The 23,792-nt window shown below is 72.0% G+C and carries 21 protein-coding genes; 9 read left to right on the top strand and 12 right to left on the bottom strand.

Features of this window, described 5'->3' with window-relative positions:
• Positions 1-135: 135 nt before the first annotated feature.
• Positions 136-606 (bottom strand): molybdenum cofactor biosysynthesis protein, encoded by a 471-nt coding sequence (locus Asi02nite_RS32425; RefSeq protein ID WP_203717825.1) that lies wholly within the window; start codon positions 604-606, stop codon positions 136-138.
• A gap of 49 nt (positions 607-655) precedes the next feature.
• On the opposite strand from Asi02nite_RS32425, the gene Asi02nite_RS32430 reads away from it, so the two are divergent.
• Positions 656-1,024, top strand: a complete 369-nt coding sequence (locus Asi02nite_RS32430; RefSeq protein WP_203717826.1) for an ATP-binding protein — start codon at positions 656-658, stop codon at positions 1,022-1,024.
• Here Asi02nite_RS32430 and Asi02nite_RS32435 read toward each other — a convergent pair.
• Positions 1,021-1,404 (bottom strand): VOC family protein, encoded by a 384-nt coding sequence (locus Asi02nite_RS32435; RefSeq protein WP_203717827.1) that lies wholly within the window; start codon positions 1,402-1,404, stop codon positions 1,021-1,023. The two genes, Asi02nite_RS32430 and Asi02nite_RS32435, sit on opposite strands and share 4 nt — an antisense overlap.
• A 9-nt stretch (positions 1,405-1,413) precedes the next feature.
• The gene (locus Asi02nite_RS32440; RefSeq protein ID WP_203717828.1) at positions 1,414-1,989 is read right to left on the bottom strand and encodes a GNAT family N-acetyltransferase; all 576 of its coding nucleotides are present in this window, start codon (positions 1,987-1,989) and stop codon (positions 1,414-1,416) included.
• A gap of 232 nt (positions 1,990-2,221) precedes the next feature.
• On the opposite strand from Asi02nite_RS32440, the gene Asi02nite_RS32445 reads away from it, so the two are divergent.
• The gene (locus tag Asi02nite_RS32445; RefSeq protein ID WP_203717829.1) at positions 2,222-2,839 is read left to right on the top strand and encodes a DUF5995 family protein; all 618 of its coding nucleotides are present in this window, start codon (positions 2,222-2,224) and stop codon (positions 2,837-2,839) included.
• 75 nt (positions 2,840-2,914) lie between these two features.
• Complete coding sequence (locus Asi02nite_RS32450; RefSeq protein ID WP_203717830.1) at positions 2,915-3,943, top strand: M14 family zinc carboxypeptidase; 1,029 nt, start codon at positions 2,915-2,917, stop codon at positions 3,941-3,943.
• 37 nt (positions 3,944-3,980) lie between these two features.
• Here Asi02nite_RS32450 and Asi02nite_RS32455 read toward each other — a convergent pair whose 3' ends face one another.
• The 4 genes from Asi02nite_RS32455 to Asi02nite_RS32470 are packed head-to-tail and all read right to left on the bottom strand — an operon-like array spanning position 3,981 to position 6,491.
• A complete protein-coding gene (locus Asi02nite_RS32455; protein ID WP_203717831.1) occupies positions 3,981-4,778 on the bottom strand; it encodes an ABC transporter permease in 798 nt (265 codons plus the stop codon).
• A 2-nt stretch (positions 4,779-4,780) separates the two neighbouring features.
• Positions 4,781-5,749 carry an ATP-binding cassette domain-containing protein gene (locus tag Asi02nite_RS32460; RefSeq protein ID WP_203717832.1) on the bottom strand — a complete coding sequence of 323 codons (969 nt, stop codon included), beginning with the start codon at positions 5,747-5,749 and terminating at the stop codon, positions 4,781-4,783.
• 53 nt (positions 5,750-5,802) lie between these two features.
• The gene (locus tag Asi02nite_RS32465; protein ID WP_203717833.1) at positions 5,803-6,234 is read right to left on the bottom strand and encodes a type II toxin-antitoxin system VapC family toxin; all 432 of its coding nucleotides are present in this window, start codon (positions 6,232-6,234) and stop codon (positions 5,803-5,805) included.
• Entirely contained in the window at positions 6,234-6,491 is a 258-nt protein-coding gene (locus Asi02nite_RS32470; RefSeq protein ID WP_203717834.1) for a type II toxin-antitoxin system Phd/YefM family antitoxin, read from the bottom strand. The genes Asi02nite_RS32465 and Asi02nite_RS32470 overlap by 1 nt, the downstream gene beginning before the upstream one ends.
• A gap of 84 nt (positions 6,492-6,575) precedes the next feature.
• Between Asi02nite_RS32470 and Asi02nite_RS32475 the strand changes: the two genes are divergently transcribed.
• The gene (locus Asi02nite_RS32475; protein WP_203717835.1) at positions 6,576-7,412 is read left to right on the top strand and encodes an NAD-dependent protein deacetylase; all 837 of its coding nucleotides are present in this window, start codon (positions 6,576-6,578) and stop codon (positions 7,410-7,412) included.
• Here Asi02nite_RS32475 and Asi02nite_RS32480 read toward each other — a convergent pair.
• Together Asi02nite_RS32480 and Asi02nite_RS32485 are read right to left on the bottom strand one after the other, a co-directional pair.
• A complete protein-coding gene (locus Asi02nite_RS32480; protein WP_203717836.1) occupies positions 7,385-7,993 on the bottom strand; it encodes a dihydrofolate reductase family protein in 609 nt (202 codons plus the stop codon). The genes Asi02nite_RS32475 and Asi02nite_RS32480 overlap by 28 nt on opposite strands.
• A 42-nt stretch (positions 7,994-8,035) precedes the next feature.
• On the bottom strand, positions 8,036-8,665 hold the full coding sequence (locus Asi02nite_RS32485) for an excalibur calcium-binding domain-containing protein (protein ID WP_239127331.1): 630 nt from the start codon (positions 8,663-8,665) through the stop codon (positions 8,036-8,038).
• Between the two features lie 188 nt (positions 8,666-8,853).
• Between Asi02nite_RS32485 and Asi02nite_RS32490 the strand changes: the two genes are divergently transcribed.
• Positions 8,854-9,588: an SDR family oxidoreductase gene (locus Asi02nite_RS32490; protein ID WP_239127332.1), complete on the top strand. Its 735-nt coding sequence runs from the start codon at positions 8,854-8,856 to the stop codon at positions 9,586-9,588.
• Here Asi02nite_RS32490 and Asi02nite_RS32495 read toward each other — a convergent pair.
• Positions 9,585-13,535, bottom strand: coding sequence for a trypsin-like peptidase domain-containing protein (locus tag Asi02nite_RS32495; protein ID WP_203717839.1), 3,951 nt, complete (start codon positions 13,533-13,535; stop codon positions 9,585-9,587). The two genes, Asi02nite_RS32490 and Asi02nite_RS32495, sit on opposite strands and share 4 nt — an antisense overlap.
• Before the next feature lie 240 nt (positions 13,536-13,775).
• Here Asi02nite_RS32495 and Asi02nite_RS32500 point away from each other — a divergent pair, with 240 nt between their 5' ends.
• The 4 genes from Asi02nite_RS32500 (at position 13,776) to Asi02nite_RS42845 (ending at position 21,230) form a co-directional block, all read left to right on the top strand.
• Positions 13,776-14,387, top strand: coding sequence for a hypothetical protein (locus Asi02nite_RS32500; RefSeq protein ID WP_203717840.1), 612 nt, complete (start codon positions 13,776-13,778; stop codon positions 14,385-14,387).
• 4 nt (positions 14,388-14,391) lie between these two features.
• Positions 14,392-18,255, top strand: coding sequence for a helicase HerA domain-containing protein (locus Asi02nite_RS41970; RefSeq protein WP_239127333.1), 3,864 nt, complete (start codon positions 14,392-14,394; stop codon positions 18,253-18,255).
• Between the two features lie 900 nt (positions 18,256-19,155).
• Positions 19,156-20,658 (top strand): M20/M25/M40 family metallo-hydrolase, encoded by a 1,503-nt coding sequence (locus tag Asi02nite_RS32510; protein ID WP_203717841.1) that lies wholly within the window; start codon positions 19,156-19,158, stop codon positions 20,656-20,658.
• Positions 20,659-20,903: 245 nt separating this feature from the next.
• Entirely contained in the window at positions 20,904-21,230 is a 327-nt protein-coding gene (locus Asi02nite_RS42845; RefSeq protein ID WP_373312366.1) for a copper homeostasis protein CutC, read from the top strand.
• 179 nt (positions 21,231-21,409) lie between these two features.
• On the opposite strand, the gene Asi02nite_RS32520 is transcribed toward Asi02nite_RS42845, so the two are convergent.
• Positions 21,410-22,876 carry a hypothetical protein gene (locus tag Asi02nite_RS32520; RefSeq protein WP_203717843.1) on the bottom strand — a complete coding sequence of 489 codons (1,467 nt, stop codon included), beginning with the start codon at positions 22,874-22,876 and terminating at the stop codon, positions 21,410-21,412.
• The gene (locus Asi02nite_RS32525) at positions 22,873-23,388 is read right to left on the bottom strand and encodes a SigE family RNA polymerase sigma factor (protein ID WP_203717844.1); all 516 of its coding nucleotides are present in this window, start codon (positions 23,386-23,388) and stop codon (positions 22,873-22,875) included. The genes Asi02nite_RS32520 and Asi02nite_RS32525 overlap by 4 nt, the downstream gene beginning before the upstream one ends.
• Between the last annotated feature and the right edge of the window lie 404 nt (positions 23,389-23,792).

The raw sequence follows: 23,792 nt of genomic DNA on the forward strand, positions 1-23,792 counted from the left end.
CCGGGGCGAGCTCCTCGAGCGTGGAGCTGACGAAGACCCGGAGACGCTGGTCCGGCGTGAGGATCACCGGCGGACCGCCGGACCCGACCGACACCGAATCACCCCAACCTGAACTCTTTTCTCAGGATATATGGTTTATTCGATCATTACCTGGACCGGTCCGACCCGCAGCGTCCCGTCGTCCAGCGGGCTGCACCGCACGCCGCCGTGGCCGCGCAGCGCGCGCCACGCGCCGGGCGCGATCGTGTGGTCGAGCCAGGCGCAGGGGTTGGCCCGCCGCTTGACGGCGAGCCGCACCGGGCCGCTGCCGGAGTCCAGGCTCAGCACCCGGCCGACCAGGTCGTCCACCTCGATGCCGGCCACGAGGACGTTGCGCCGCACCTCGACGAGCCCGGTCCCGGGCGGGAGGTACTCGCGGGCGATCACGGTGACGGCCGCGTCCCGGTGCGCGGGGTGGTTGAAGTAGCGATCGCCGACGATGCCGAGACCGGCCCGGATCGTGATCTCGTCGACCAGCTCACCGGGCGGCGCGGGCGCGGGGCCGTCGGCGGGCCGGCCTTCGAACCGGTGTACGGGTGAGGCCAGCAGGGCGACGATCTCGGCCATCACACCGAGTCTGGCATGGCCGGGTCAGGTGCTGGGTACAAAGGTCGTCGTGGACGCCCTGCGCTTGCGATTCGAGCGGGCCCCCGCCGCGGCCGCCGCCCGGCGGGCGGTGCTGGAGGCCCTGGATCGCTGGAAGCTGGCGCACCTGGCCGACGACGCCCTGCTGGTGACCACCGAGCTCATCCAGAACGCGGTGCGGCACGCCGGGACGGGTGGGGTGCTCGTGGTCCGCCGGTGCGCCGCCGGCCTGCGGATCGAGGTGGCCGACGGGAGCCGCGAGCAGCCGACCCCGCGCGCACCGGACCCGGAGCGGATCGGCGGCCGGGGCCTCTCGATCGTCGCGGCGGTCGCCTGCGCCTGGGGCACCCTGACCCGCACCGGCCACCCCGGCAAGGTGGTCTGGGCCGAGCTCGCCTAGCTGTTCTCGCTGACCCAGAGACAGAACGGGTGCCCGACCGGGTCGATCATGACCTTGACGTCGTCCTGCGGCTGGAACTCGGCGACCTTGGCACCCTGCTCCTCCGCCCAGGCGACCGCGGCGACGAGATCGCGGACCTCGACGTCGAGGTGGACCTGCATCTGCTGGTCACCGGCCTGCGCCGGCCACACGGGCGGCACGTGCTCGGTCTCGAGCTGGAACGACAGGCCGATGCCGCCGCCGGGGGCCTTGAGGGTGACCCACCCGGGCTCGTCGGAGTTGCGCGGCCAGCCGAGCAGGCGCTGGTAGAAGTCGGCGAGCTGGCCCGGGTCGGGAGCACCGAGCACCATCCCGTTGGGACGCAGGTACGGACGGTCCATGGCGGGACCCTAACCCCGCCGGACCCGGCCCGCATCCCAGGCGTCGCGGCTGAGCGCGTAGGCCACGTCCCCCTGGTCGGACCCGTCGATGACGTCGGGCCAGTCGGTGAAGAACGCCCGCTCGAACGTCAGCCCGATCTTCTCCAGCACCCGCCGCGACCCGGTGTTGACGGCCATGGTGTCAGCCACGACGCGGCGTACGCCCAGGTCCTGGAATCCTTTGTCCACGAGCGCCCGCCCACCTTCGGTGGCGTAACCGCGCCCCCATGCGTCGCGCCGCAGCCGGTAGCCGAGATCGACGGTATCGGGCCGCCCGGGATCGACGGGCCGCAAGGCGAACCACCCGACGAACCGCCCACCGTGACGCTCTGCGGCGACCCAGCACGCGGGCCGGCCACCGTAGGCGGGCCAGCCCCGCCGCATCTCGGGCAGGGTCCGCTCCCGGATCTCTTCGAGGCTGGCGCGCTTGCCACCGTTGATGAACCGCATGACCTCGGGATCATCGTGCAGGGCGAACAGATCGTCGAGATCCCCGTCGACGAAGTCCCGCAACACGAGCCGCTCGGTCTCCAACAACACCACCACACCGGAACCTTGCTCCACAGGTGCGCGACGCCGCGACACATTTATGCCAGCCCTGTGTCGGCCTCCTGTCTGATGTAGAGGGTGGTCGATGCGAGCATCTGGTTGTCGGTTGTCGGGAGGGGGCGTCGTGGTGCGTCGGGTCGTTGCAGTTGTTCTCGGCGCCGTGCTGGGCGTGGGGGTCGGGGTCGCGCCTGCTTGGGCCGATCACGGCACCGCGCACACCATCGCGCAGATGACCGCTCACTATCAGGACCCGGGGCTCGAAGCCCAGAACAAACCCTTCGCCCTGCTCTACCTGCGGACCACCGAGGGCATGCGGGACGCCAATCTCGAGGGGGAGTTCTCCGCACCCGAATTCTGGGATCGCGAGGTCATTCCGACCTTCGCCGACTACTACCTCGACGCCTACGCCGACTGGCGGCGGCATCGCATGCGGGAGGTCGATCCCGCCTGGCGGATCGCGTTCCGCGCGATGCCCGAGCGGCTCAACTGCACGCAACTGATCTATCTCGGCATCAGCGCGCACATCAACAACGACCTCGCGTTCATGATCGAGGACATGGGACCCCGCTACACGTACGCGGATCACAAGCATGTCGACGACGTCCTGGTCTTCCGTACGCGGCCCGTCGTCTATCCCGAGATCCAGCGCGACCTCTGCCCGGGCCTGTTCGGCGAGGTCGTCCCGCCCACCGCCGACGTCGACATCTTCGCCTGGCGCGAGGCCGCCTGGCGCAACGGGCAGGCCCTGCTCGCCGCGCCGGACCGGCGGGCGCGCGACGCCCTCGCGCGGCGGATCCGGGCCGACGCCCGCGACAAGGCGCGCGAGATCGTCCGCTGGTACCGGTAACGCTCGATCTGCGCCATCCGTCCGATCCCCTTATCGTGAGCTGGTCCATCCAGCGACCTCGATGAGGAGGATCTGGTGAGATCGAGGCTTGCCAACGTGGCGGCCACCGCCCTGGCCGCCGTGCTGCTGGCACCACCCGCCGGCGCCACCGCCGCCCCACCCACGCCCGCTCCGGTCAGTGCGCCGGAACGGTTGATCTCCGCCCACCCCAGCCCCGAGGAGGTCGGCCGGGCGCTCGCCCGGGTGGCCCGCGAGAGCGACGGCCGGGTCCGGCTCGGCGTGGCCGGGCGCAGCAACGAGGGTCGCCCGCTGCGGGTCGCGACCGTCGGGCACGGGCCGACCCGGCTCCTGTTCGTCACCCAGCAGCACGGCGACGAGCCGCTCGGCACCCCCGCCGCCGTCCGCGCGCTCTGGGCGCTCGGCGTGCCGAACTCGGCCTGGCACCGCTGGCTGCGCGGCCGCGTCACGCTCGACGTCGTCGTCCAGGCCAACCCGGACGGCGCGGTCCGCGACCAGCGCTACAACCACGACCCGAGCGCGTCCGGCGACTGGACGGAGCCCGGCGTCGGCTACGACATCAACCGGTTCCACAACCCCCTGACGCCGATCGCCGACAACCCCGTGCCGGAGTCGCGGGCGATCCTGCGCTGGTGGCACAGGCACCACCCGAAGATCGTCGTCGACTACCACATGCAGGGCCGCTACCTGCAGCCCGACGGGCGTGAGACGACCGCCTCGATGCTCTGGCCGACCAGCCCGCTGGCCGCGCCCGCGGCGGTCGACGCGGGGCGCCGGGTCGCGGTCCGCAACTACGACGCGATGACGCACCTCGCCCGCGCGAACGTCAGCCGCTACCCGGGCATGAGCTACGAGGGCATCGCCCGGAACGCGTACGGGATCCTCGGCAGCGCGTCACTGCTGGTCGAACTGTCGAACCTGCCCGCGGACCAGGTCGAGTTCCAGATCCGCAGCGCGTTCGTCTCGATGATCGCGACCGTGCAGGGCGCCGCCGACGGCAGCCTGTGGCGGATCGACCCGGAGCGGGCCGAGTCGATCCCGGCCCGCGGTCCGAGCCTGCCCGACGACCAGGCCGAAGCCGCCTAGCCGGAAAGGAGCCGGTGACCGCGCCACGGAAGGGTGGTCACCGGCTCGCGGCCCGGCGGTAGCGGGCGATCGACATCGGCACGAAGATCGCCAGGATCAGCAGGCACCAGCCGATCGACAGCCAGATCGGGTGCTGCGCCGGGAATCCCGTGCCGTTGGCCGCCCCGGCCGGCGCGTTGCCCCACAGCTCACGCAGCGCCAGCACCACCGACGAGATCGGGTTCCACTCGGCCACCGGTCTCAGCACCGACGGCAGCGACGACGTCGGCACGAACGCGTTCGACAGGAACGTCAGCGGGAACATCCAGATGAAGCCCGCGCTCTGCGCGACCTCGACCGACTTGACCGACAGCCCGATCACCGCCGAGATCCAACTCATCGCGTACGCGAACAGGAACAGGATCGCGAACCCCGCCACGCCGCGCAGGAAGCCCTCGTTGATCCGCCAACCGACGATCACGCCCGTGATCGACATGACGATCACGGTGAAGACGTTGTTGATCAGGTCGGACGACGTACGCCCGAACAGCACCGCCCCGCGCGACATCGGCAGCGAGCGGAACCGGTCGACGATGCCCTTCTGCAGGTCGTCGGCGAGCCCGATGGCGGTGATGCCGGCGCCGAACGCGACCGTCTGCACGAAGATGCCGGGGATCAGGAACTCGCGGTAGTTGATGCCCGGCGTGGCGATCGCGCCGCCGAACACGTACGCGAACAGCAGCACGAACATGATCGGCTGGATCGTCGAGAAGATCACCAGGTCCGGGACCCGCTTGATCTTCAGCAGGTTGCGCTTGGTGACGACCCAGCCGTCGCTGGCGGCCTCGAGCACCATGCTCACGCCGTACCCCCCGTCTCTGTCTCCTCCTGCGCGGGCTGGCCGGTGAGCGTGAGGAACACGTCGTCCAACGTCGGCTTGCGGATCTCCAGGTTGGTCGGGGTGATGTCGGCGCCGTCCAGCTTGCGCACGGCCTCGACCAACGCGGCCGTCCCGCGATCGATGTGCACGGTGACCTCGCGGGCCTGGTCGTCGACCTCGGGTTCGTCGACGCCGACCGAGCGCAGCACGTCGGCCGCCGTGGCCAGCTCCTCGTGGTCACCGACGGCGACGGCCAGCTTCTCGCCGCCCATCTGCGACTTCAGCTCCGTCGCGGTGCCCTGGGCGATGGCCCGGCCGTGGTCGATCACGACGATCTCGTCGCAGAGCCGGTCGGCCTCCTCGAGGTACTGGGTGGTGAGCAGCAGCGTCGACCCGGCCTTGACGAGATCGCTGATCACGCCCCACATGCCGAGGCGGCTGCGCGGGTCGAGCCCCGTGGTCGGCTCGTCCAGGAAGATCACCGGAGGGTGTACGACCAGCGCCCCCGCGAGGTCGAGCCGCCGCCGCATGCCGCCGGAGTACGTCTTCGCGGGCCGGTCCGCGGCGTCGGTGAGCTCGAACTGCTCCAGCAGCTCGAACGCCCGCTTCCGGGCGCGCCGCTTGCCCAGGTGGTAGAGCCGGCCGACCATCTCCAGGTTCTCGTAGCCGGTCAGGTAGTCGTCGACGGCCGCGTACTGCCCGGAGACGCCGATGATCCGGCGCACCTGGTCGGGGTGCGCGCACACGTCGATGCCGCCGACCTCGCACCGGCCGGACGTCGGCGTGATCAGCGTGGTCAGCATGCGCACGGTCGTGGTCTTGCCGGCGCCGTTCGGGCCGAGCAGCCCGAGCACGGTGCCCTCGGGCACGACGAGGTCGAGGTCGACCACGGCGTTCACGGAGCCGTAGGTCTTGCCCAGCCGCTCGGCGATGATCGCATCCGCCATCTGCCCACCGTATCCGGACGATTGCCGCAAGTCCGGCGAGATTCGACTGCGCGTCAGACCGCGTCGGCGGCCTCCCACGGGTTGACGATCTCGACGCCCGTGGGGGCGAAGTCGGCCACGTTACGGGTGGCGACCGGCATGGCGTGCACGAGTGCCGTCGCGGCGATGAGCGCGTCGCGGACGGGTCGTGGGTCGGGAACGTGCAGGACGGCGCCGCGCCGGGCGACGGCGGTGTCGACCGGGAGGATCCGCTCGGCGAACGCGGTCAGCACCTGCGCCTCGAGCCAACGGCGCAGGATCGCACCCTGCGCCGCGTCCCGCCGTTCGGCCAGCAGGACCCCGATCTCCAGCTCCTGGATCGTGATCGCCGAAACGAACATGGTGCTCGCGGCGGCGCCGGCGGCCCACGCGACGACGTTCTTGTCGGCCCGGCCGGCTTTCGCTTTCCGAAGTTCGGACACGACGTTGGTGTCGAGCAGGAACATCAGGTCAGGTCCGCGGGCCGGGCGAGATCGCGGAGTGGCGTGGTCTCGAACTCGATCTCGGCCTCGTCGGGGGCCTGGCCGAGGAGGTCGATGATGCTGTCCTGACCGCCGGTCAGCCGCTGGTAGTCCTCGAAGGTCAGCAGCACATGCGCCGGTCGACCACGGTCGGTGATGAAGACCGGGCCGCTGCGGGCCGCGTTCTTCGCTCGCCCCGTGTCCTGGTTGAACTCACGGCTCGACAGTGTCGTGACGGTCACCGCGATCACCTCCTCTGGCGTGTAGCAATGTTACTACGCATCCGAAGGTCGGTGCACCCCCCGCGACTCAGGCACCATTGACGCGTGCCTGACCCGTTGTCCGCGCTCCGCGACCTGGTGGCCGAGGGCGGTGTCGCCGTGTTGAGCGGCGCCGGCCTGTCCACCGAATCCGGCATTCCCGACTACCGCGGCCCGACAGGGGCGGCGCGGACGTACGCGCCGATGACTTACCAGACCTTCACCCGGGATGCCGCCGCCCGGCGGCGGTACTGGGCCCGCAGCCATGTCGGCTGGCAGGTGATCGGCCGGGCGGCACCCAACGCCGGCCACCAGGCCGTGGCCGCGCTGCAGCGGGCCGGCCTGGTCGACGCCGTCCTCACCCAGAACGTCGACGGCCTGCACCAGGCCGCGGGCGCCCGCGACGTGGTCGAGTTGCACGGCAACATCGACCGGGTCGTCTGCCTCGGCTGCGGCCAGACCACCCCGCGCGGCGACCTCGACCAGCGCCTGCGGGCGGCCAACCCGACGTTCGCCGCGCTCGCCGCCGCGGTCAACCCCGACGGCGACGCCGACCTGGACGACGCCGCGGTCGCCGTGTTCCGCCCGGTCGACTGCGCCCGCTGCCGGTCCGGGGTGCTCAAGCCCGATGTGGTCTTCTTCGGCGAGAGCGTGCCGCCCGAGCGGGTCGACCGGTGCTTCGCCGCGGTCGGCGCCGCCCGGCTGCTGCTGGTGCTCGGGTCCTCGTTGACGGTGATGTCCGGGCGCCGGTTCGTGCTGCGCGCGGCCAAGCTCGGCATCCCGGTCGCGATCGTCAACCAGGGACCGACCCGGGGCGACGCGTACGCGACGATCAAGGTCGACGCACCGCTCGGCACCGCGCTGCAAGCCCTGGCTCACTCCCTGAGGTCGAGCGTCCCGTAGCTGGCGCGGCCCGTCGGCCGGTAGACGTTGATCACCATGCCGGTCGGGGTGCCGCGATGGTGCACCAGCTCCAGCCCGGTCGGCAGCCCCATCACGTCGAAGAGCCGGGCGCCGTCGCCCACCACGACAGGCATGGTCAGCAGCCGGTACGCGTCGAACAGGTCGTACGACATCAGGTGCCGGGCCAGCTCGCCGCTGCCGTGCACCTGCAGCTCGCCGCCCGGGCGTTCCTTGAGCTTCGCCACCGCCTCGGAGATGTCGTCGAGCAGCAGCGTCGCCGGTTCCCAGTCGGTCTCCGCCAGCGTCCGGGTGGCCACGTACTTGTGCAGCCCGTTGAACCGCCCGGCCAGGGGATGGGCCATCCGGGGCCAGTACGAGGCCCAGATCTCGTACGTCCGCCGGCCGAGCAGCAACGCCTCCGCCCGGTCCAGCACCTCGTGCATGAAGACGTTCAGATCCTGGTCGATGTACGGGACCATCCACCCGCCCCGGGCGAAGCCGCCCGTGATGTCCTCCGTCGGACCGCCCGGACCCTGCATGACCCCGTCGACCGACAGGAACGTGGTCAACGTGAGCTCCATGGCCAGGCTCCCTCCGGGCGGTCCGATTCGTCTTCTTCGACCCTATTCGCAGACCACCCCGTCGTTGTCGGCATCCCGATACCAGGCGTACTCGGTCTCGCCCCGCCGGTACGGGCCGTAGCCGGCCGCGATGGCCTTCGCGCACGAGCTGAACCGCGGGTCGGTGCCCGGCTCCGGCCGGCTGGTGCTCGGCTTGGGCTTCGGCGGCGGGTTGGGTGCGTCGCCGCCGTTGGCCCGGGTCGCGCTCTCGCAGGCGACGCCGTCGCGGTCGGCGTCGAGGCCGGCGCGGTAACCGGGCTGGCCCCGGCGCAGCGGCGCCTTGCCGGCGGCCCGGACGGCGGCGCAGTTGGCGTAGTTGACGGGCTTCGGGGCGGCGGTGGTGGGTCGGGCGGTCGCCGGCGGCGGCACGGCCACGGTCGGCTCGGCGGTCGGGATGGCGGACGCCGGGGCCGAAGCGGCGGCTGCCCCTTCGGCCGCCGGGTCGAAGGTCGGCGCGACCAGGGCCGCCCGCCGGTCCTCGGCCGGGTCGTCGGCACCCGGCAGCAGCGCGACGAACCCGGCCGCGCCGCCGCAGCAGAGCAGCAGGAACGCCCCGAACAGCACGCCGACCCGGCGCATCGGGGTGAGCCGCGCGAACCAGTTCGGCGCGGGCGATGGGGGAGGGAACGACATCGCGCCAGTCTTCCGGCGACCCGCCCGCATCGACATGGGTAGACCCGGCCGACCCACACGGCGACCGGGGTCGGTGCCCGGCCGACCATCCCATGGCCGGGACCACACGGCCGACGCGTCGGCTGTCAGCCGGTGGTGGTCCTCACCATGTGGTGCCGCCGGGGCTGGTCAAGGGGGAAAATCACCTCATGGGGGATGTTCTGGTCACCGGGGGCACCGGGAATCTCGGTCGGGTGGTGTGCGACAAGCTGCGGGAGGCGGGGCACGAGGTGCGCGTGCTCAGCCGGCGCGTACGCCCTGGTCAATCGGTCCGCGGCGACCTGCGTACCGGTGAGGGCATCCCGGAGGCGGTCGCCGGGGCCGACACGATCGTCCACCTGGCCACCGCGCCGCGCGGCGACGTTGAGGCCTGCTCCCGCCTGATCGCGGCGGTCCTCCCGCGTACCCCTCACCTGATCTTCACCTCGATCGTGGGGGTGGACCGGATCCCGCTCGCCTACTACGCGGCCAAGACCGAGTGCGAGCGGTTGATCACCACCTCCGGGCTGCCGTACACGATCCAGCGCGCCACCCAGTTCCACAGCCTCGTGATGCGCTTCTTCCACTCCCAGCGCCGGCTGCCGCTGGTCTTCGCGCCCGGCTTCGACTTCCAGCCGGTCGACGTGCGCGACGTCGCCGACCGGCTCGTCGCGCACGTCGCGGCGGGCCCCCGGGAGCGAGTGCCGGACATCGGTGGGCCGGAGGTGCGGTCGGCCCGCTCGCTGGCCCAGGCCTATCTCGAGGCGGCCCGTCGGCGTCGCCGGGTCGTCGGCCTCAACCTGCCCGGCCGGGTCTTCTCCACCTTCCGCGGTGGCGCCCACCTGTCGCCGGAGCACGCCGACGGCGGCGTCACCTTCGAGGACTTCCTGGCGACCCGGTTCTAGAGCGCCAGACCCAGCAGACCACGATCAAGACCGACGACCAGGGTGCCGTTGGCGTACGCGCAGGACAGCGCGCGGTGGTGCACCGGGATCGCGCGTACGCGGTGGCCAGTGGCCGGGTCCCACAACCGCACCGTGCGGTCCAGGCTGGCGGAGACGACCAGCTCGGCCCCGGCGCCGGTCGGCAGCGTGCAGACCGCGGTCACCGGACCCGTGTGGCCGCCCAGCACGTGGTGCGGCCGGCCGTCCTCGGGGTGCCAGAGCCGCACGGTGCCGTCGGCGCCGCCCGAGACCAGCAGTTCGCGATCGTCGACGCGGACCGTGCCGAGGGCGTTGACGGCGTCGGTGTGCGCGAGCTGCTGCCAGCGCGTGCCGCCGTCGAGGTCCCAGAGCCGGACGGTGCCGTCCTTGTCGCCGGAGGCGAGCAGCTCGCGCCCGCCGAGCCGCACGGTGGTCAGCGCGGTCACCCAGCTGCGGTGCCCGAGCAGCACCCCGTACGCCGAGCCGTCGCGCGGGTTCCACAGCCGCACCGTGTCGTCGTCGGCGCCGGTGGCGACCAGGGTCAGGCCGCCGGCCGCGACCGCGCACACGGCGTTGACCCGCTCGTGGTGGTCGGCCAGCTCCGGCCCGGCGGCGCCGTCACGCAGGTCCCAGAGCCGCACGACATGGTCGTCGCCGCCGGTGGCCAGCAGCGGCGCGTCGGCGTCGGGCACCGCGCGCAGCGCCGTCACCGCGCCGTCCCGGACGGGGAGCTGGGCGGCCCGGGCACCGTTGGCCGGGTCCCAGATCCGCACGACGCCGTCGGTGCCCGTGGAGGCCACCGCGGTGCCGCCCCGCCACGGGATCGCGGCCAGGTCGGCGACCGCACCGGGCCGGCCACCGTCGAACACCGACTCGGGCTGCCGGGTGACCGGGTCCCAGAGCCGCACGGTGCCGTCGTCGCCGGCGGTGGCCAGCAGGTCGCGGTCGCGTACCCGCAGCGTGCAGACCGCCCTGATCCAGCTCACGTCGCCGCGCAGGCTCGGCCGGGGCGCGCCGCCGCGGGCGTCCCAGAGGTGGAGCACGCCGGTCTCGTCGGTGGCGGTGAGCAGCACCGTGCCGTCGACCTCGACCGTGCACAGGTCGGTCAGGGGGCCGGCCTTCGGGTCGATGGCGGCGAGCAGGTCGCCGCTGAGGGGGTTCCAGAGCCGGACCACGCCGTCGTACCCGGCGGAGGCCAGCGCCACCCCGCCGCCCGCGCGCACGGCGCAGAGCGTGGTCGCCCAGCCGTCGTGCGCGACGACCGCGCTGGTGCAGGCGCCGGTCACCGGGTCCCAGAACGCGATGACGCCGTCGAACCCGGTCGCGGCCACCAGGCCGTGCGGGCCGACGGGCAGGTGGGTGACCGCGGTGACCCAGCCGCCGAACCCCGTGAGGGTGTGCACGAGCGTGCCGTCGGCGGGGTTCCAGAGGCGGACGGTGCGGTCGTCGCTCGCCGACGCCAGCAGCGTCGGGCCGCCGGGCACCGGGACCGCGCAGAGGTTGCGCACCCAGTCGGAATGACCGGACAGGGTACGCAGCCGCGCGCCGGTGCCGGCGTGCCAGACGCCGATCGTGCCGTCGAGGCCGGCCGTGGCGAGCAGCGTGCCGTCGTCGGCTGGCACCGCCCACAACCCGCGTACGCCCTCGGGGTGGCCGGTCAGCACCCGCTCCACCCGGCCGGTCAGCGGGTCCCAGAGCCGGACGGTGCCGTCCGCGCCGGCCGAGGCGAGGAAGTCGCGCCCGGCCATCGGGACGGCGCACACGTCGTACACGGCGTCGGAGTGTCCTTCGAGGACGGTGCCGTCCAGGCGCGGCGGGGTGTGCGCCCAGCGGGCCCGGTACGCGGCACCGTCCGTCTGCGGCCCGGCACCGAGCCGGTCGATCCGGTCGACGACCGAGAACAGCGCCGCCCGCTCGGCCGGAGCCGCGTGGGTGGCCTGCGGGGTCCGGCGCAGCAGCCGGGCCCGGGCCAGCGCCTCGGCGGTCTCGGCCGCGTCGGCCGCGGCGAGCAGGCCGGTGAGGTCGGCGTTGAGCACGTACGCGTCGTCGTTGAGCAGCGTGTCGACCAGCTCCGCGCGGGTGGCGTGCCGGGGCAGCGCGCGCAGCAGGTAGTCGGGCGCGCTCGCCCAGCCGGTCGCGTGGCCGTACCGGATCCAGGCGTAGAGCAGGCCGCGCTCGTCGTCGGTCCGCGCCCTGACCGCGGCCCGGGCGGTGAGCAGCGCGTCGCCGAGCGCCCGGTGCCGCAGCCGGTGCACGCCCGGCGGTCCGGTGTCGACCAGGAAGCCGGTGCCGGCGGCGAAGTTCGCCAGGTCGTCGTCGGTCACCCGGCCGCCGAGCGCCTCGACGGCCACCCGCCACAACGGCAACGGCAGGCCGGGCGGTTCGGCGAAGGCGAGGGCGGTGAGCGCCAGGCGGGCGGAGGTGGCGCCGGCGGGGGAGACGCCGCCCAGGTACGCGTCGAGTGCCTCGGCCACGGTTGCCGTCGAGGCCAACCGGTGCGGGTCGACGGCCTCGGCGTCGTTGCGCCCGTGCGCGGCCGCGACCAGGCCGGCGACGAGGAAGTTGCCGCCCGCGAGGGTGGCGATCCGGCGGGCGACGGGTTCGGCCCGCTCCGGGTCGGCGTACGGGTTGTCGGGGCGCGGGCCGCCCTCCAGCCGCAGCATCGCCAGGGCGTGGGCGGCCAGGTCGGAGCCGCTGACGTGCTCGGCGGAGTCGAGGTCGACGAGATCGACGCCTGGCCCGATCTCGTCGGGCGTCGCGGCGCCGAAGGCCGCCAGCAGGTCACCCTCGTCGTCGGCCCGCCGGGTGCCGACCACGACCCGCACGCCGAGCAGGTCGCCCTCCCGGGCCAGCGGCACGAGCACCGTCTCGATCAGCTCGCGGGGCCGGACCGCCTCGTCGATCGCGTCGACGACCAGGTTGAACCGGGCCGGGCGGGTGGCGAGCCGGTCGCGCAGGTGGGGCAGCAGGTCGCCGGGGGCGTGGGGCAGCGCGGCCGAGGCGGCGACCGCGATCTCGGTGGCCACCGCGAGGGCGTCCTTGCCGCCGGCGTGCACGGCGCAGGCGACGCTGCCGCGGGCGGCGGTGTCGCCGGGGTCGAGCCGGGCCGCCGCGGCGTCGGCGGTGGTCACGATCCGGCCGAGCACGCCGGACTTGCCGATGCCGGGCGCGCCGGTGACCACCAGGAGGCGACCGTCGGGCCCGGGCCGGTCGAGCCAGTCACCCACCACCCGCAGGACGGCGGTGCGGCCGCGGAAGTGCGTGCCCCGGGCCCAGCCCCAGGCGGTCCGGGCCGGCTCGCCGGCCGCGTCGAGCCGCCAGTCGGCCAGGGCGCCGAGCTTGAGCTCGGGCAGGGCCTCGGCCAGGCCCACGGCCCGCCCGTCGCCACCGACCGCGGGGCCGGTCGCCGGCACCACCAGCCCGATCACGGCCTGGTAGTCGGGCGACCAGATGGGCGCACCCCCGTAAGCTGTGCCGCTTCCGATGCTCGCGGTTCCCGCGGGGGTCGGGTCGTCGCTGGTCAGGCGGACGTGGCCCCGGTCGATCGGGTCGCCGATCGTGCCGTGCGTCGCGCGGCCGGCGGGGTCGTGGTCGGGGAAGCCGAACGACCACCACGGACGGCCGGCCAGGTTCGCCAGCGGCGGCAGCCGCAGCCGGGCGGGGGCGACCGGCGCCGGCCGGTCGAGGGCGAGCACGACCACGTCGGGGTCGCTGCCCGCGATGACCTGGCGCACGCGGCCGCGGGCGTGGCCGGCGGCCGGGAAGGCGACCCAGATCTCCTCGGGCGGGCGGCCGCCCGGTCGGATGACCGGGGCACAGGTGAGCACCCGATCGGGTGCGACGACCACGCCGGCACCCGTCGGCGTCGGGCTGTCCGCCGACGAGTGGATCGCCACGACCCACGGGAAGCTCGGCGGCGCGAACCTCATGGGTCCTCTCCTCGGGGTGGTTGCTGGCTATGGTGCCTGCCGGCATGGCCCGCGGGCAATATCGACCGTCGACCGGCTCGTCCGAACGGTTCCCGTGGCGGCGCTTTCGGGCAGGACAGATGGAGATCCACTCACGACAGTGATGTCGGATATCGGAAAACCGGCCGCCGACCTTGCCACCACGCGGGACGGCTCGACAGAATCGGCTCCCGTCGTCCAATCCGCTCGAGGAGCCTCGGCATGCCCGACGACAAGCAGGTCACCTTCGCCATGCGCTGCATGCTGGTCGTTCTCATGGCGGAGGCCGGCGAGGTGCCCAACGCGCGGATCGCCGGCCGCGGCCTCGACCTCAAGCGCGAATACCGGCAACGGCTGGTCGACCGGGGTTGGATCACGGCGCGCAAGGTCGGCCGCGGGATCAGCCTCGAGCTGACCGAGGCCGGCTGGGCCCAGGCCATCGCGCAACTCGGCGCGGACCCACCGGCCGGCGCCGGGGCGGGCGGCGCGGCACTTTATACGGTGTTGAATCGACTCCGCGGCTTCCTCGACCGTTCCGACCTGGCGGCGGCGGACTTCTTCGCCCCGGCGGCACCCCTCGTCGACGTCAGCATCCGCAAGGCGTACGCGGAGATCGCCGCACACGCCGGTGAGCTGGTGTCGCTCGCGGCGCTGCGCCCACGACTGGCCGGCGCGGAGCGGGCGGACGTCGACGCCGCCCTGGTCGGGCTGAGCGCCGAGCCCGACGTGCGGATCATCCCGGAGTCCAACCAGAAGACGCTGACGGCCGCGCAGCGGGAGGCCGCGGTCCGCATCGGCAACCAGGACAGGCACCTGATCGCCATCGGGATGTGACGCCATGGACGAGCGGGAACGGCTGGCACTCAAGGCACTCCGGTTCAACTGGGCGCCGACCCCCGACGACGTCTGGCGGCAGCCGGCGTTCCACGTCGAGGAGCTGCACAAGGAGGCGCTGCGGGCGATCCTCGACGGGGTCGAGGACGCCGACCGCAGCGCCGACTCGAGCCCGGTCGGCGTCGCCGTGCTCGGTCAGCGGGGGAGTGGCAAGACCCACCTGCTCGGCTCGGTACGCCAGCACGTACAGGCCGCCGGCGGCTATTTCTTCCTGATCAGCCTGCTCGAGGCGAGCGCGTTCTGGCGCGGCGCCGCACTGTCCATCCTCGACGGTCTCAACCGGGAGACCGACGAGCGGGAGAGCCAGCTGCGGATCTTCCTGCGCCGGCTGGCCGACCTGGTCGGGGCACCGCGGGCGGTGCGCCGCGCGGTGACCGGCGAGGCGGAGCTGACCCGGCCTGCCCTCGACGCGTTCGTCGACCTGCTGCGCAAACACAATCGCCAGGTCGGCGTCGACTGCCAGGACACCGCGCGGGCGCTGGTGCTGGAGGCCGCGGAGAAGACGGCCGACCAGGACGTCGGGCACGAGTTCCTGTGCGCCAACGACGAGCTGGAGCCCGGTCAGCGGGCCTTCTGGGGGATGCGCCGCGCGCGGCGGTCCGCGCAGGAGATCGTCCGCGACGTCTCCCGGCTGCTGGCGCTGACCGGCCCGACGGTCATCGCCGTCGACCAGATCGACCTGCTGATCAACCAGGCGGCCAAGTCGCTCGACGGCGAGACCAGGCTCGAGTGGCGGGCCGCGCTGCTGCTGGAGCAGATCGCCGGCGGCCTGATGGCGCTGCGCGAGACCACCCGGCGCACCCTGTCGGTCGTCGCCTGCCTCGACGAGTCATGGGCACTGGTCAAGACCCAGGCGACGGACACCGTGCAGGACCGTTTCCGCGAGGCGGTGCAGCTACGCCAGATCGGCAGCGCGGAGCTGGGCCGGGAGCTGATCGCCCGCCGGTTCGCGGCGCCGTTCGCCGACCAGGGCTTCGTGCCGCCGTACCCGACCTGGCCCGTGCGCCCACCAGCGTTCGCCGAGGCGGTCCAGTTCACGCCGCGGGAGCTGTTGCGGACGATCGACGCGCACGTACGCGAGTGCCTGCGCGACTCATCGGTCCGCGAGATGCACCGCCTGGTGCACGGCCCGTCCGCCGGGCCGGCCCCGGACGTCGTCGAGCGGACGTCCGACGGGGAACTGGCGGGATTCGACGCGCGGTACGCGGCGCTCCGGGCGGCCGCCGACCCCGGCCCGGCGTACGACGCGGCGACGGAGGACGCGGTCGTCCCGGCGCTGCTCGAGGCGGGCCTGACGGCCTGGATCGGCGCCCGGCACGACGGCGGCCTGTTCGGCCTGGACCCGCAGCCGGGCACCAAGCCGGCGCTGCACGGACGCCTGCGGCACAGCCTCGACGAGCAGACGGAGGACGAGGCCCACTGGGCGTTCCGGGCGGTGAGCGCTCGGCACCCGGTGGCGGCGCTCAACAGAATCCGCAACGCGAGCACGGCAGCGGGCCTGACCGAGGGCGTGGCGAAGCGCAAGCTGTTCTTCCTGCGCAACGAGCCCTGGTCGGGCGGCGCGCGAACGACGGAGGTGATCGAGACCTTCAGCCGGGCGGGCGGGCGGACGCTTGCGTTCCCACCGACCGACGTGGCTGCCTTGATGGCGCTGCGGGAACTGCTGCGGGAACGTGGGTACGAGACGCTGCGACCGTGGTTCGCGGCCCGGCGCCCGGCCGACGAGATCAGCTTCCTGCGCGAGGCGTTGGCGGGCGCGGGGTCTTTGCCTGCCGCCGTGCCGCCGTCGGCTGCCGCGCCATCCCCGACCTCGGCACCGGGCGGCGACGCCGGCGGCTCCGAGGTCCCAGCGGCGTCGGACCGCGTCACGCCTGGTGGCATTTCCGCCGCCGAGGCCCGTCCCACGGCGGGCCGTGCCGGGGCGCCAGGTTCGATGTCTGCGGAGGGTGCGCCGGGGTGGGGCCGTGTCCCGGCGGCGGGTCCGCCGTCTGCGGAGGGTGCGCCGGGGTCGGGCCGTGCGTCGGCGGCGGGTTCGATGCCTGCGGAGGGTGTGCCGGCGTGGGGGCGTGTCGCGGCGCCGGGTTCGGCGTCTGCGGAGGGTGCGCCGGGGTCGGGCCGTGGGCCGGCGGCGGGTTCGATGCCCGCGGAGCGTGTGCCGGCGTGGGGCCGTGTCGCGGCGCCGGGTTCGACGTCTGCGGAGGACGCGCGGGGGTCGGGCCGTGCGCCGGCGCCAGGTTCGATGCCCACGGAGGGCTCGCCGGCGTCGGGTCGCGGGGCGGCGGCGGGCGCGATGTCCGCGGCGGACGTGGCGGCGTCGGGTCGTGGTCCGGTGTCGGCGGGTGAAGGCGTGTCGTGGGCGAACCGGCATTCCGCGCCGGGCGTGCGACCCGCGGGTGACGCCGCTCCGGCGTCGGACCGTTTCGCCGCGCCGAGCGCGACGCCCGCCTGGAGGGGCGAGACCCACACGAGCACCACGCCTGAGGGCACCTCCGCCGCCGGTGAGGCGGTGCCGGCTCCGGTGGTGATGTTGCCGACGGCGCGGGCGGTCGGCGTACGCCAGGATGGTCCTGATCGTCTCACCCTCGGCCAGTCTGTCCAGAATGGACGCCCGGTGGGCATCGACCTGGCGGCGTTGCGGCGGCATGCGGCGATCTTCGCCGGGTCCGGGTCGGGTAAGACCGTGCTGATCCGGCGCCTCGTCGAGGAGTGCGCGCTGCGGGGTGTTTCGGCGATCGTGCTGGACCCCAACAACGACCTCGCGCGGCTCGGTGACCCCTGGCCCGAGCGCCCGGCGCAGTGGGACGACATCGACGCGGCGCGGGCGGCGGCGTACCACCGGCAGACCGATGTCGTCGTCTGGACCCCGCGGCGGTCGTCCGGGCGGCCGCTCAGCTTCCGGCCGCTGCCCGACTTCGCGGCGATCGCCGACGACCCCGACGCGTTGGCGTCCGGCATCGACGCGGCGATGGCGTCGCTCGCCCCGCGGGTCAACGTCGACGGCACGTCGACCAAGGCCCGGATCGGCAACGCCGTGCTGCGGGAGGCGCTCACCGCGTACGCCTCGATCGACCGTCCCGGTCGCAACGGCGACCTCCGCGATTTCGCGGCCTACCTGACCGGCCTGCCGGCGCAGGTCAGCGAGCTCGACAACGCGCCGCGGATCGCCAACGAGATCGGCCAGCTGCTCCGCGCGACGATCGTCAGCGACCCGCTGTTCGGCGGCGACGGCGCCCCGCTGGACCCGGGCGAGCTGCTCACCCCCGCCGACGGCTGGCGGGCCCGGATCTCGGTGATCAGCTTCGTCGGCCTGCCCGACGACGCGCAGCGCCAGAGCTTCGTCAACCAGCTCCAGCTCGCCCTGTTCGCCTGGATCAAACGAAACCCGGCGACCGACCGTCCGCTCGGCGGGCTGCTCGTGATGGACGAGGCGCAGACCCTGGCGCCGTCAGGGGCGATGACCGCGTGTACGCAGAGCACGCTGGCGCTGGCGTCGCAGGCCCGCAAGTACGGGCTCGGCCTGGTGTTCGCCACCCAGGCGCCGAAGGGCCTGCACAACCGGATCCCGGGCAACGCGGCGACGCAGCTGTTCGGCCTGCTCAACAGCCCGACCCAGATCGCCGCGGCGAAGGAGATGGCGCGGGCCAAGGGCAGCGACATCGCCGACGTGGCACGGCTGCGCCCGGGCCACTTCTACGCGGCCGTCGACGGCGGCACGTTCGCGAAGCTGCGCGCGCCGCTGTGCCTCAGCCACCACCCGTCCAGCCCGCTCACCACAGAAGAGGTCCTCGACCGCGCGCGTCGCGATTAAATTCATTGCCGCGCACTTTTGCTCGGGTCTACCGTTGTCCAGGCAACCGGAATTCACCCGACCAGGACAGGACGACGACCCATGTTGCGGACCGCCTTTAAGCTTGGCGCAGACGCGAGTGGTCAACTGCTGTGCCGGGAGTTGCTCCGGATAGGCGGACACCCTACCGCTGGTCGCTGACCAGCTAAAACGCCGCCTGTCCCGACTCCCGGGGCAGGCGGCTTCCGCATTTTCGCCCACCCATTCCCGACCCTCGCGCGCGCCCATTCCGGCGTAGCGCCAATCGGCATGCGCGTTTCACCGAATTTCGTTTTCGGCTTTTCTTTTCCGGCTTTGAGGGGAGGCGTACCAGCATGTTCCCGTTCCCGCGCCCCGGCTGGCCCGACGGCCCCCAGGCGCTGACCTGACCAGCAGCGGGTGTGAACCTACGCGAACGTGGCGACGGCGTCGGCGGGTTGCAGGACGGCGGTGACGGCGTCCAGGACGCCCGTTGTCGCCGCTGTCGGATACCAGTCCAGGGCAGTCCGCTGACGACGACGTCGGTGTGGCGCGGGCCGCGCTCGTCGAGCACAAAGGTGAGATCCCGGCGGCGTTGGGCGCGCTGACCACTGCGGCGGCCTGGCCCTACAGCCAGCCGTCGGAGGCGCTGCTGGAGGCGACCGTCTCGGGACTCCTCCCCCAGGGCATTCCCGACGACCGAGGTCGCTGTCGGCCGGAGTAACGGCTTTCCATGCGCGGTGAAGCAGTGTCGAAGCACTGCCTTGTATCTCGCTGTGAGCTCCGATCCGCCGCCTATTTTGCCTGCACGATAGAAAGCCGCGCCAATCCGCGTGAAATTGGCGTGAATATCCTTCCACGTAGGGTCGCTCCCGAAACGACTTTCCAGTCAAGGAGGACCTGTTGCGCAAGACAGCCATCAGCTTGACGGCGTTGCTAGGCGCCGCGCTGATCGCGCCGACGCCGGCCGCCGCCGAGCCGAGGAACGACAGTCAGGCGTTGCGTGATGCCGTCACCGTCGACGGTCTCATGCGGCATACGCGGGCATTCCAGCGCATCGCGGAGACCAACGGCAACAGTCGAGCATCGGGAACCACTGGGTACGACCGGTCCGCTAGCTACGTCAGCGACCTGCTCACCTCGGCCGGGCTGCGGGTGACGCAGCAAGAGTTCACGTTCACCTTCTACAAAGAGGTCACCCCCGCGGTGGTGGCGCAGGTTTCGCCGACCCCGCGGAACTACGCCGCTTTCACGGCGGACTATTCCCCTACGGGTGACGTGACTGGTGCGATCGTGCCGACCAACGACATCCTGATCCCACCGGGTGCCACGCCATCGTCCTCGAGCTCGGGCTGCGAGGCCGCCGACTTCATCCCGGCGTCACCTTCGCAGCGGCAGATCGCGCTGGTTCAGCGGGGAACCTGTGACTACCGCACCAAGGTCATCAACGCCGCGGCTGCGGGTTACGACGCCGTCATCATTTTCAACGAGGGCCAGCCCGGACGCCAGGATGCCATCCCCGGCACTCTGAGCGAGCCGGCTGCCATTCCCGCGACCCTCGTCAGCTATGCCAGCGGTGCCGAGCTCTACGCGGCAGCCCAGGGCGGCACCGCCGTTGGGCGGGTCGCCACCACCACAGAGATCCGGCCCGCGACGACAAGGAATGTCTTCGCCGAGACGGTGGGCGGCAATGCGAACGAGGTGGTGATCGCGGGCGCCCATCTCGACTCCGTGGCCAAGGGTCCGGGCGTCAACGACAACGGCAGCGGCGTAGCTGCGTTGCTGGAGATCGCCGTACAGTCGGCGAAACTGCAGACCACGACGCGACAGAAGATGCGCTTCGCCTTCTGGGGCGCCGAAGAGTTTGGCAGCTTGGGCGCCCAACACTACGTCGACAGCCTGTCGAGCGCACAGCTCGCGAGTATTTCCGCCTACCTCAACTTCGATATGCTCGGCTCGGCTAACTTCGTTCGTTTCCTCTACGACGGTGACGGATCGGAAACCGGCGGTGCCGCCGGTCCAGCCGGATCCGCAACGATCGAAACGACTTTTGCCAACTATTTCGCCGCGCAGCGCCTGCCCGTCAAGAAGACCGCTTTCGAGTTCCGATCGGATTATGGCCCGTTCTTCGACGCGGGTGTCCCGGTCGGAGGCGTACACAGTGGATTCGACGGATTGAAGACGGCGGAAGAAGCCGCGATCTTCGGTGGGACCGTCGGAGCGCAGTATGACCCCTGCTACCACCAGGCGTGTGACAACCTGGGCAACGTCAACACCACCGTGCTGCACCAGCTGGCCGATGCGGCTGCCCACAGCATCGTGACGCTGGCCTGGGCCGCGCCGGTGGCGCGGACCCCACAGCCGGCGCGATCCTCGATCGACCGCTCGAACGGCACAGACGCGTAACACCCCGCAAGACGTCGACCGAGCGTCGGCGGGGGCCGCGTGCGACCCCCGCCGGCGCTCGCTCGCCGGACCACTGGTGCTGGCGAGAGAAAGCGCGCGCGAGGTGTCCGAGCGTCCAAACAAGACGGCCACGCCGGCGCCCCGGATTGGTCCGATCCCGCGCTGGGCGGAGGAGCTACCGTCCGACCGGCAGCCGGCGGTGATCAGGACCGCGTCGTTCCGGCGAACCAGGTGGCGCAAGGTGGATGAGCACAACGATCCGAAGGACCGCACCGCATGCGTGTCGAGATCGGTGTCGCGTCGGTCGATGGCGTCCGGATCGCCGCCTGGGCCGGTGCGTCGAGCTGTGCGCCGGCTTGTCCGACGGCGGCCTCACGCCGAGCGCCGCGCTCATCGAGGCCGCCGTCCAGCTGGCGGAGGTGCACGTGCTCGTACGGCCGCGACCCGGCGACCTCCTTTACTCGCGCGACGAAGTGGACCTCGTCGTCCGGGACATCGCCGCCGCAGGTCCGCACTCGACGGTGCGCCACTCATCAAGGAACTGGCCGCGGCGGGCACGGGAGTCACCGTGATGGCATGCGGCGGAGTGCGGCGCCAACGCCGCGCTGGCCGTCGCCGCGACCGGCGTCGACGACCTGCACGAGGCGCCCCGCCAACCTGCGAGCACAGCCCGAGCTGGTGAGGTCCCCTACACGCTGGCGCCCGGGGGCCCGCCCGGCCGAGGCGATTGGCGCCTCGGCCACCGTCCGTCCTACCAGTTCGCTATCACCTCTTCTCCGAACAAGTAGTTCCCACGGGCCCGGTCCTGCAAGGGTGCGGTGGCGAGCACAGCACCGGTTGCGTCGAGAGCACGCAGGGTCACATCGCCGCGATAACGGACGTTGAAGATTCCCGCGCCATCGTCAAGCGGGCTGGCCTTCCAGACCTGACGGCCGTTGACCGTGGCTTCGACCTTGACCGCTGTGGGAGGTGCCACGACGAGCATGTTGTCGGTCGCGATGGCACCTAGATCCTGCCTGACGGGTATGCGTATCGCTATCAACTCGGATGAGGCTGTGGACGCTGCGGTCGTCCACGACATCCTATCGACGTACTTCGAAGTGTAGTAATGCCTAATTTGAGGCGTGGGACCCAGCGCGACTATTAGAGCCGTCGATTCGCCCACCTGGAGCACCACCGGTCCCGCGCCGGACTTCGGGCCGACCAGGACGGCGGGTGCTTCTTCTCCGCCGGTGCCGGGCACTGATCCCCCCCAGCGGACCTCGGCGTTGCTGGTCTGAAGCCCGGCGTGCTCGCTCAGGCCACGGTGAGCGGCCAGCGCGGTGGCAGCTGTAGCCGGATCGATGCCTGCCCATGAAGTCTTCACGTCGGTCGGAGCTTTCGCGGCCGCCTCTACGCGGTCGTCGTAGGCCCCTTGCCAGGCCGCGGGAGACTGGAAACGAACCACACCATCACAGATGACCCGCCAAAGCGCCAAGGGCGGGTAGTCCTCAGACACGATGTAGTCACCATTGGGTGACGGTTGCCAGGTTCGGCGGACTGTGCCGTCGGGTTGGACGACCCCGTTGGTGGAGGTGTCCACCCTGCATCCGCTCGGGGCAAGACCGACCCAGTGTTGCGCCCGCAAGCTGCCACCAAAGGATTCACCGACGATTGTGAACGGGTCTACCCACGGCTTGGTGGTCCCGGAGCCTTTGACGAGGTCGGCGGCCGATGCCCCGCGGTGCGACGATCGCGTGACGAGCATTGCCTCCGACTTCGAGTAGTACGCGACGATCACGGTACGCGAGTCGGTGTCTTCGTCGGCGAAAAGGACCTTGCTGCTCGGTGCTTTCCCCAACAAGCCGAACCCGTTGCGTATGTCGCCGGTCTGAGCGAACTCGCGAGTGATGTCCTGGATGAGTGACTGATCGTGAGCGAGATTGCCGCGGGTGGGAGAGTTGATCAACCGCCACGTCCACGACGAGTGCACCGGAAGCCCAACAAACGGGCCTGACGGAGTGTTCGCGGGAGGCAGTTCATCCCATCCGGCAGCGTTCAATGCGGCAGGACCGGCGAGCGCTACGGCCGTCAGCGCAGCCACGGCCGTGCCAAGCCCGCGAAGCCGGCGCCGCCGGCGGAGACCCGCCCGGCGCACAACGGCACCGTACGGATCGACGTCAGGCGTTACGGCGCCAGCGATCCGTTCGAAATGCGCACGCAGCTCCTCGACGCTCATGCCTTACCTCCTCGAATCGCTTCTCCCACCTGGTGAGCAGTGGTTGCTGGCGCGAGCAGAACGCGCAGCTTCGCCAACCCTCGTGCGGCTTGACTTTTAACTGTCCCGACCGAGCATCCGAGGATCGCGGCCGTGTCCGCCTCGGATAGGTCCTCCCAGTAGCGGAGCACCAGCACCGCACGCATCCTGGCCGGCAGCTGGCCCAGAGCGCTCAGTAACTCGTCTCGCTCGACGACCGTGTTGGCGGGATCTGGCCGCCATCGCTCCGGCACGAAGGCGGTGAGGATCTCCCGTGAACCGATCCGACGCCACCTGGCAGTCCGCTCGTTCACCATGGTCCGCCGCAGATAAGCCATCGGATCATCAACCCGCGACCACCGACTCATCACCTTGACTAGGGCATTCTGGACTAGGTCTTGAGCGGCGTCGCGGGAGCCGGTCAACAGGTACGCCGTACGCAGCAAACCCATGTAGCGGACCTGAACAAACTCCCGGAACCCATCGTCGTCCACACCGCTTCCTCCCTAGATAACTGTCGCCGGAATGGATGCGGAACCCGCCTGAAAAGTTGCATCCCCGCGCAGCAGACTGCGCCCCCAGCTCCACCGGCGATGCGCAGGCGCTCGCCTGCCATAGCCCGGTCGTCGACCTCGACTCTCGATGTTGCCCCTCGCCGCGGCTCGCGGCCCGTCGAGACCTGATCGCCCGGCGTGCCGGGGCGCTCACCACTGACTTCCGGGATGGTCGTAGCCGCGGACCGCCGTCGATGCGCGGTAGCGCGGCTGGGAGACGCCCGACGACTCACCGTCTGGGCGGACGGTGATTCCTTCTGGTGGCCGGCCGGCGAAGCCGGAGTCGGCGAACAGAGGCCACATCGTTGGCGCCGTTAGGCACCCTTGCGCCGTCGCGGTCCTGC

Origin of the sequence: Asanoa siamensis (assembly GCF_016862555.1) — a bacterium.
GTDB lineage: Bacteria > Actinomycetota > Actinomycetes > Mycobacteriales > Micromonosporaceae > Asanoa > Asanoa siamensis.

Bases quoted from the DNA above. Each gene is read 5' to 3' on its own strand.
- Asi02nite_RS32425 (WP_203717825.1), bottom strand. From the start codon at position 606: ATGGCCGAGATCGTCGCCCTGCTGGCCTCACCCGTACACCGGTTCGAA.
- Asi02nite_RS32435 (WP_203717827.1), bottom strand. From the start codon at position 1,404: ATGGACCGTCCGTACCTGCGTCCCAACGGGATGGTGCTCGGTGCTCCC.
- Asi02nite_RS32445 (WP_203717829.1), top strand. From the start codon at position 2,222: ATGACCGCTCACTATCAGGACCCGGGGCTCGAAGCCCAGAACAAACCC.
- Asi02nite_RS32455 (WP_203717831.1), bottom strand. From the start codon at position 4,778: ATGGTGCTCGAGGCCGCCAGCGACGGCTGGGTCGTCACCAAGCGCAAC.
- Asi02nite_RS32460 (WP_203717832.1), bottom strand. From the start codon at position 5,749: ATGGCGGATGCGATCATCGCCGAGCGGCTGGGCAAGACCTACGGCTCC.
- Asi02nite_RS32465 (WP_203717833.1), bottom strand. From the start codon at position 6,234: ATGTTCCTGCTCGACACCAACGTCGTGTCCGAACTTCGGAAAGCGAAA.
- Asi02nite_RS32480 (WP_203717836.1), bottom strand. From the start codon at position 7,993: ATGGAGCTCACGTTGACCACGTTCCTGTCGGTCGACGGGGTCATGCAG.
- Asi02nite_RS32485 (WP_239127331.1), bottom strand. From the start codon at position 8,665: ATGTCGTTCCCTCCCCCATCGCCCGCGCCGAACTGGTTCGCGCGGCTC.
- Asi02nite_RS32490 (WP_239127332.1), top strand. From the start codon at position 8,854: ATGGGGGATGTTCTGGTCACCGGGGGCACCGGGAATCTCGGTCGGGTG.
- Asi02nite_RS32495 (WP_203717839.1), bottom strand. From the start codon at position 13,535: ATGAGGTTCGCGCCGCCGAGCTTCCCGTGGGTCGTGGCGATCCACTCG.
- Asi02nite_RS32500 (WP_203717840.1), top strand. From the start codon at position 13,776: ATGCCCGACGACAAGCAGGTCACCTTCGCCATGCGCTGCATGCTGGTC.
- Asi02nite_RS41970 (WP_239127333.1), top strand. From the start codon at position 14,392: ATGGACGAGCGGGAACGGCTGGCACTCAAGGCACTCCGGTTCAACTGG.
- Asi02nite_RS42845 (WP_373312366.1), top strand. From the start codon at position 20,904: ATGAGCACAACGATCCGAAGGACCGCACCGCATGCGTGTCGAGATCGG.
- Asi02nite_RS32520 (WP_203717843.1), bottom strand. From the start codon at position 22,876: ATGAGCGTCGAGGAGCTGCGTGCGCATTTCGAACGGATCGCTGGCGCC.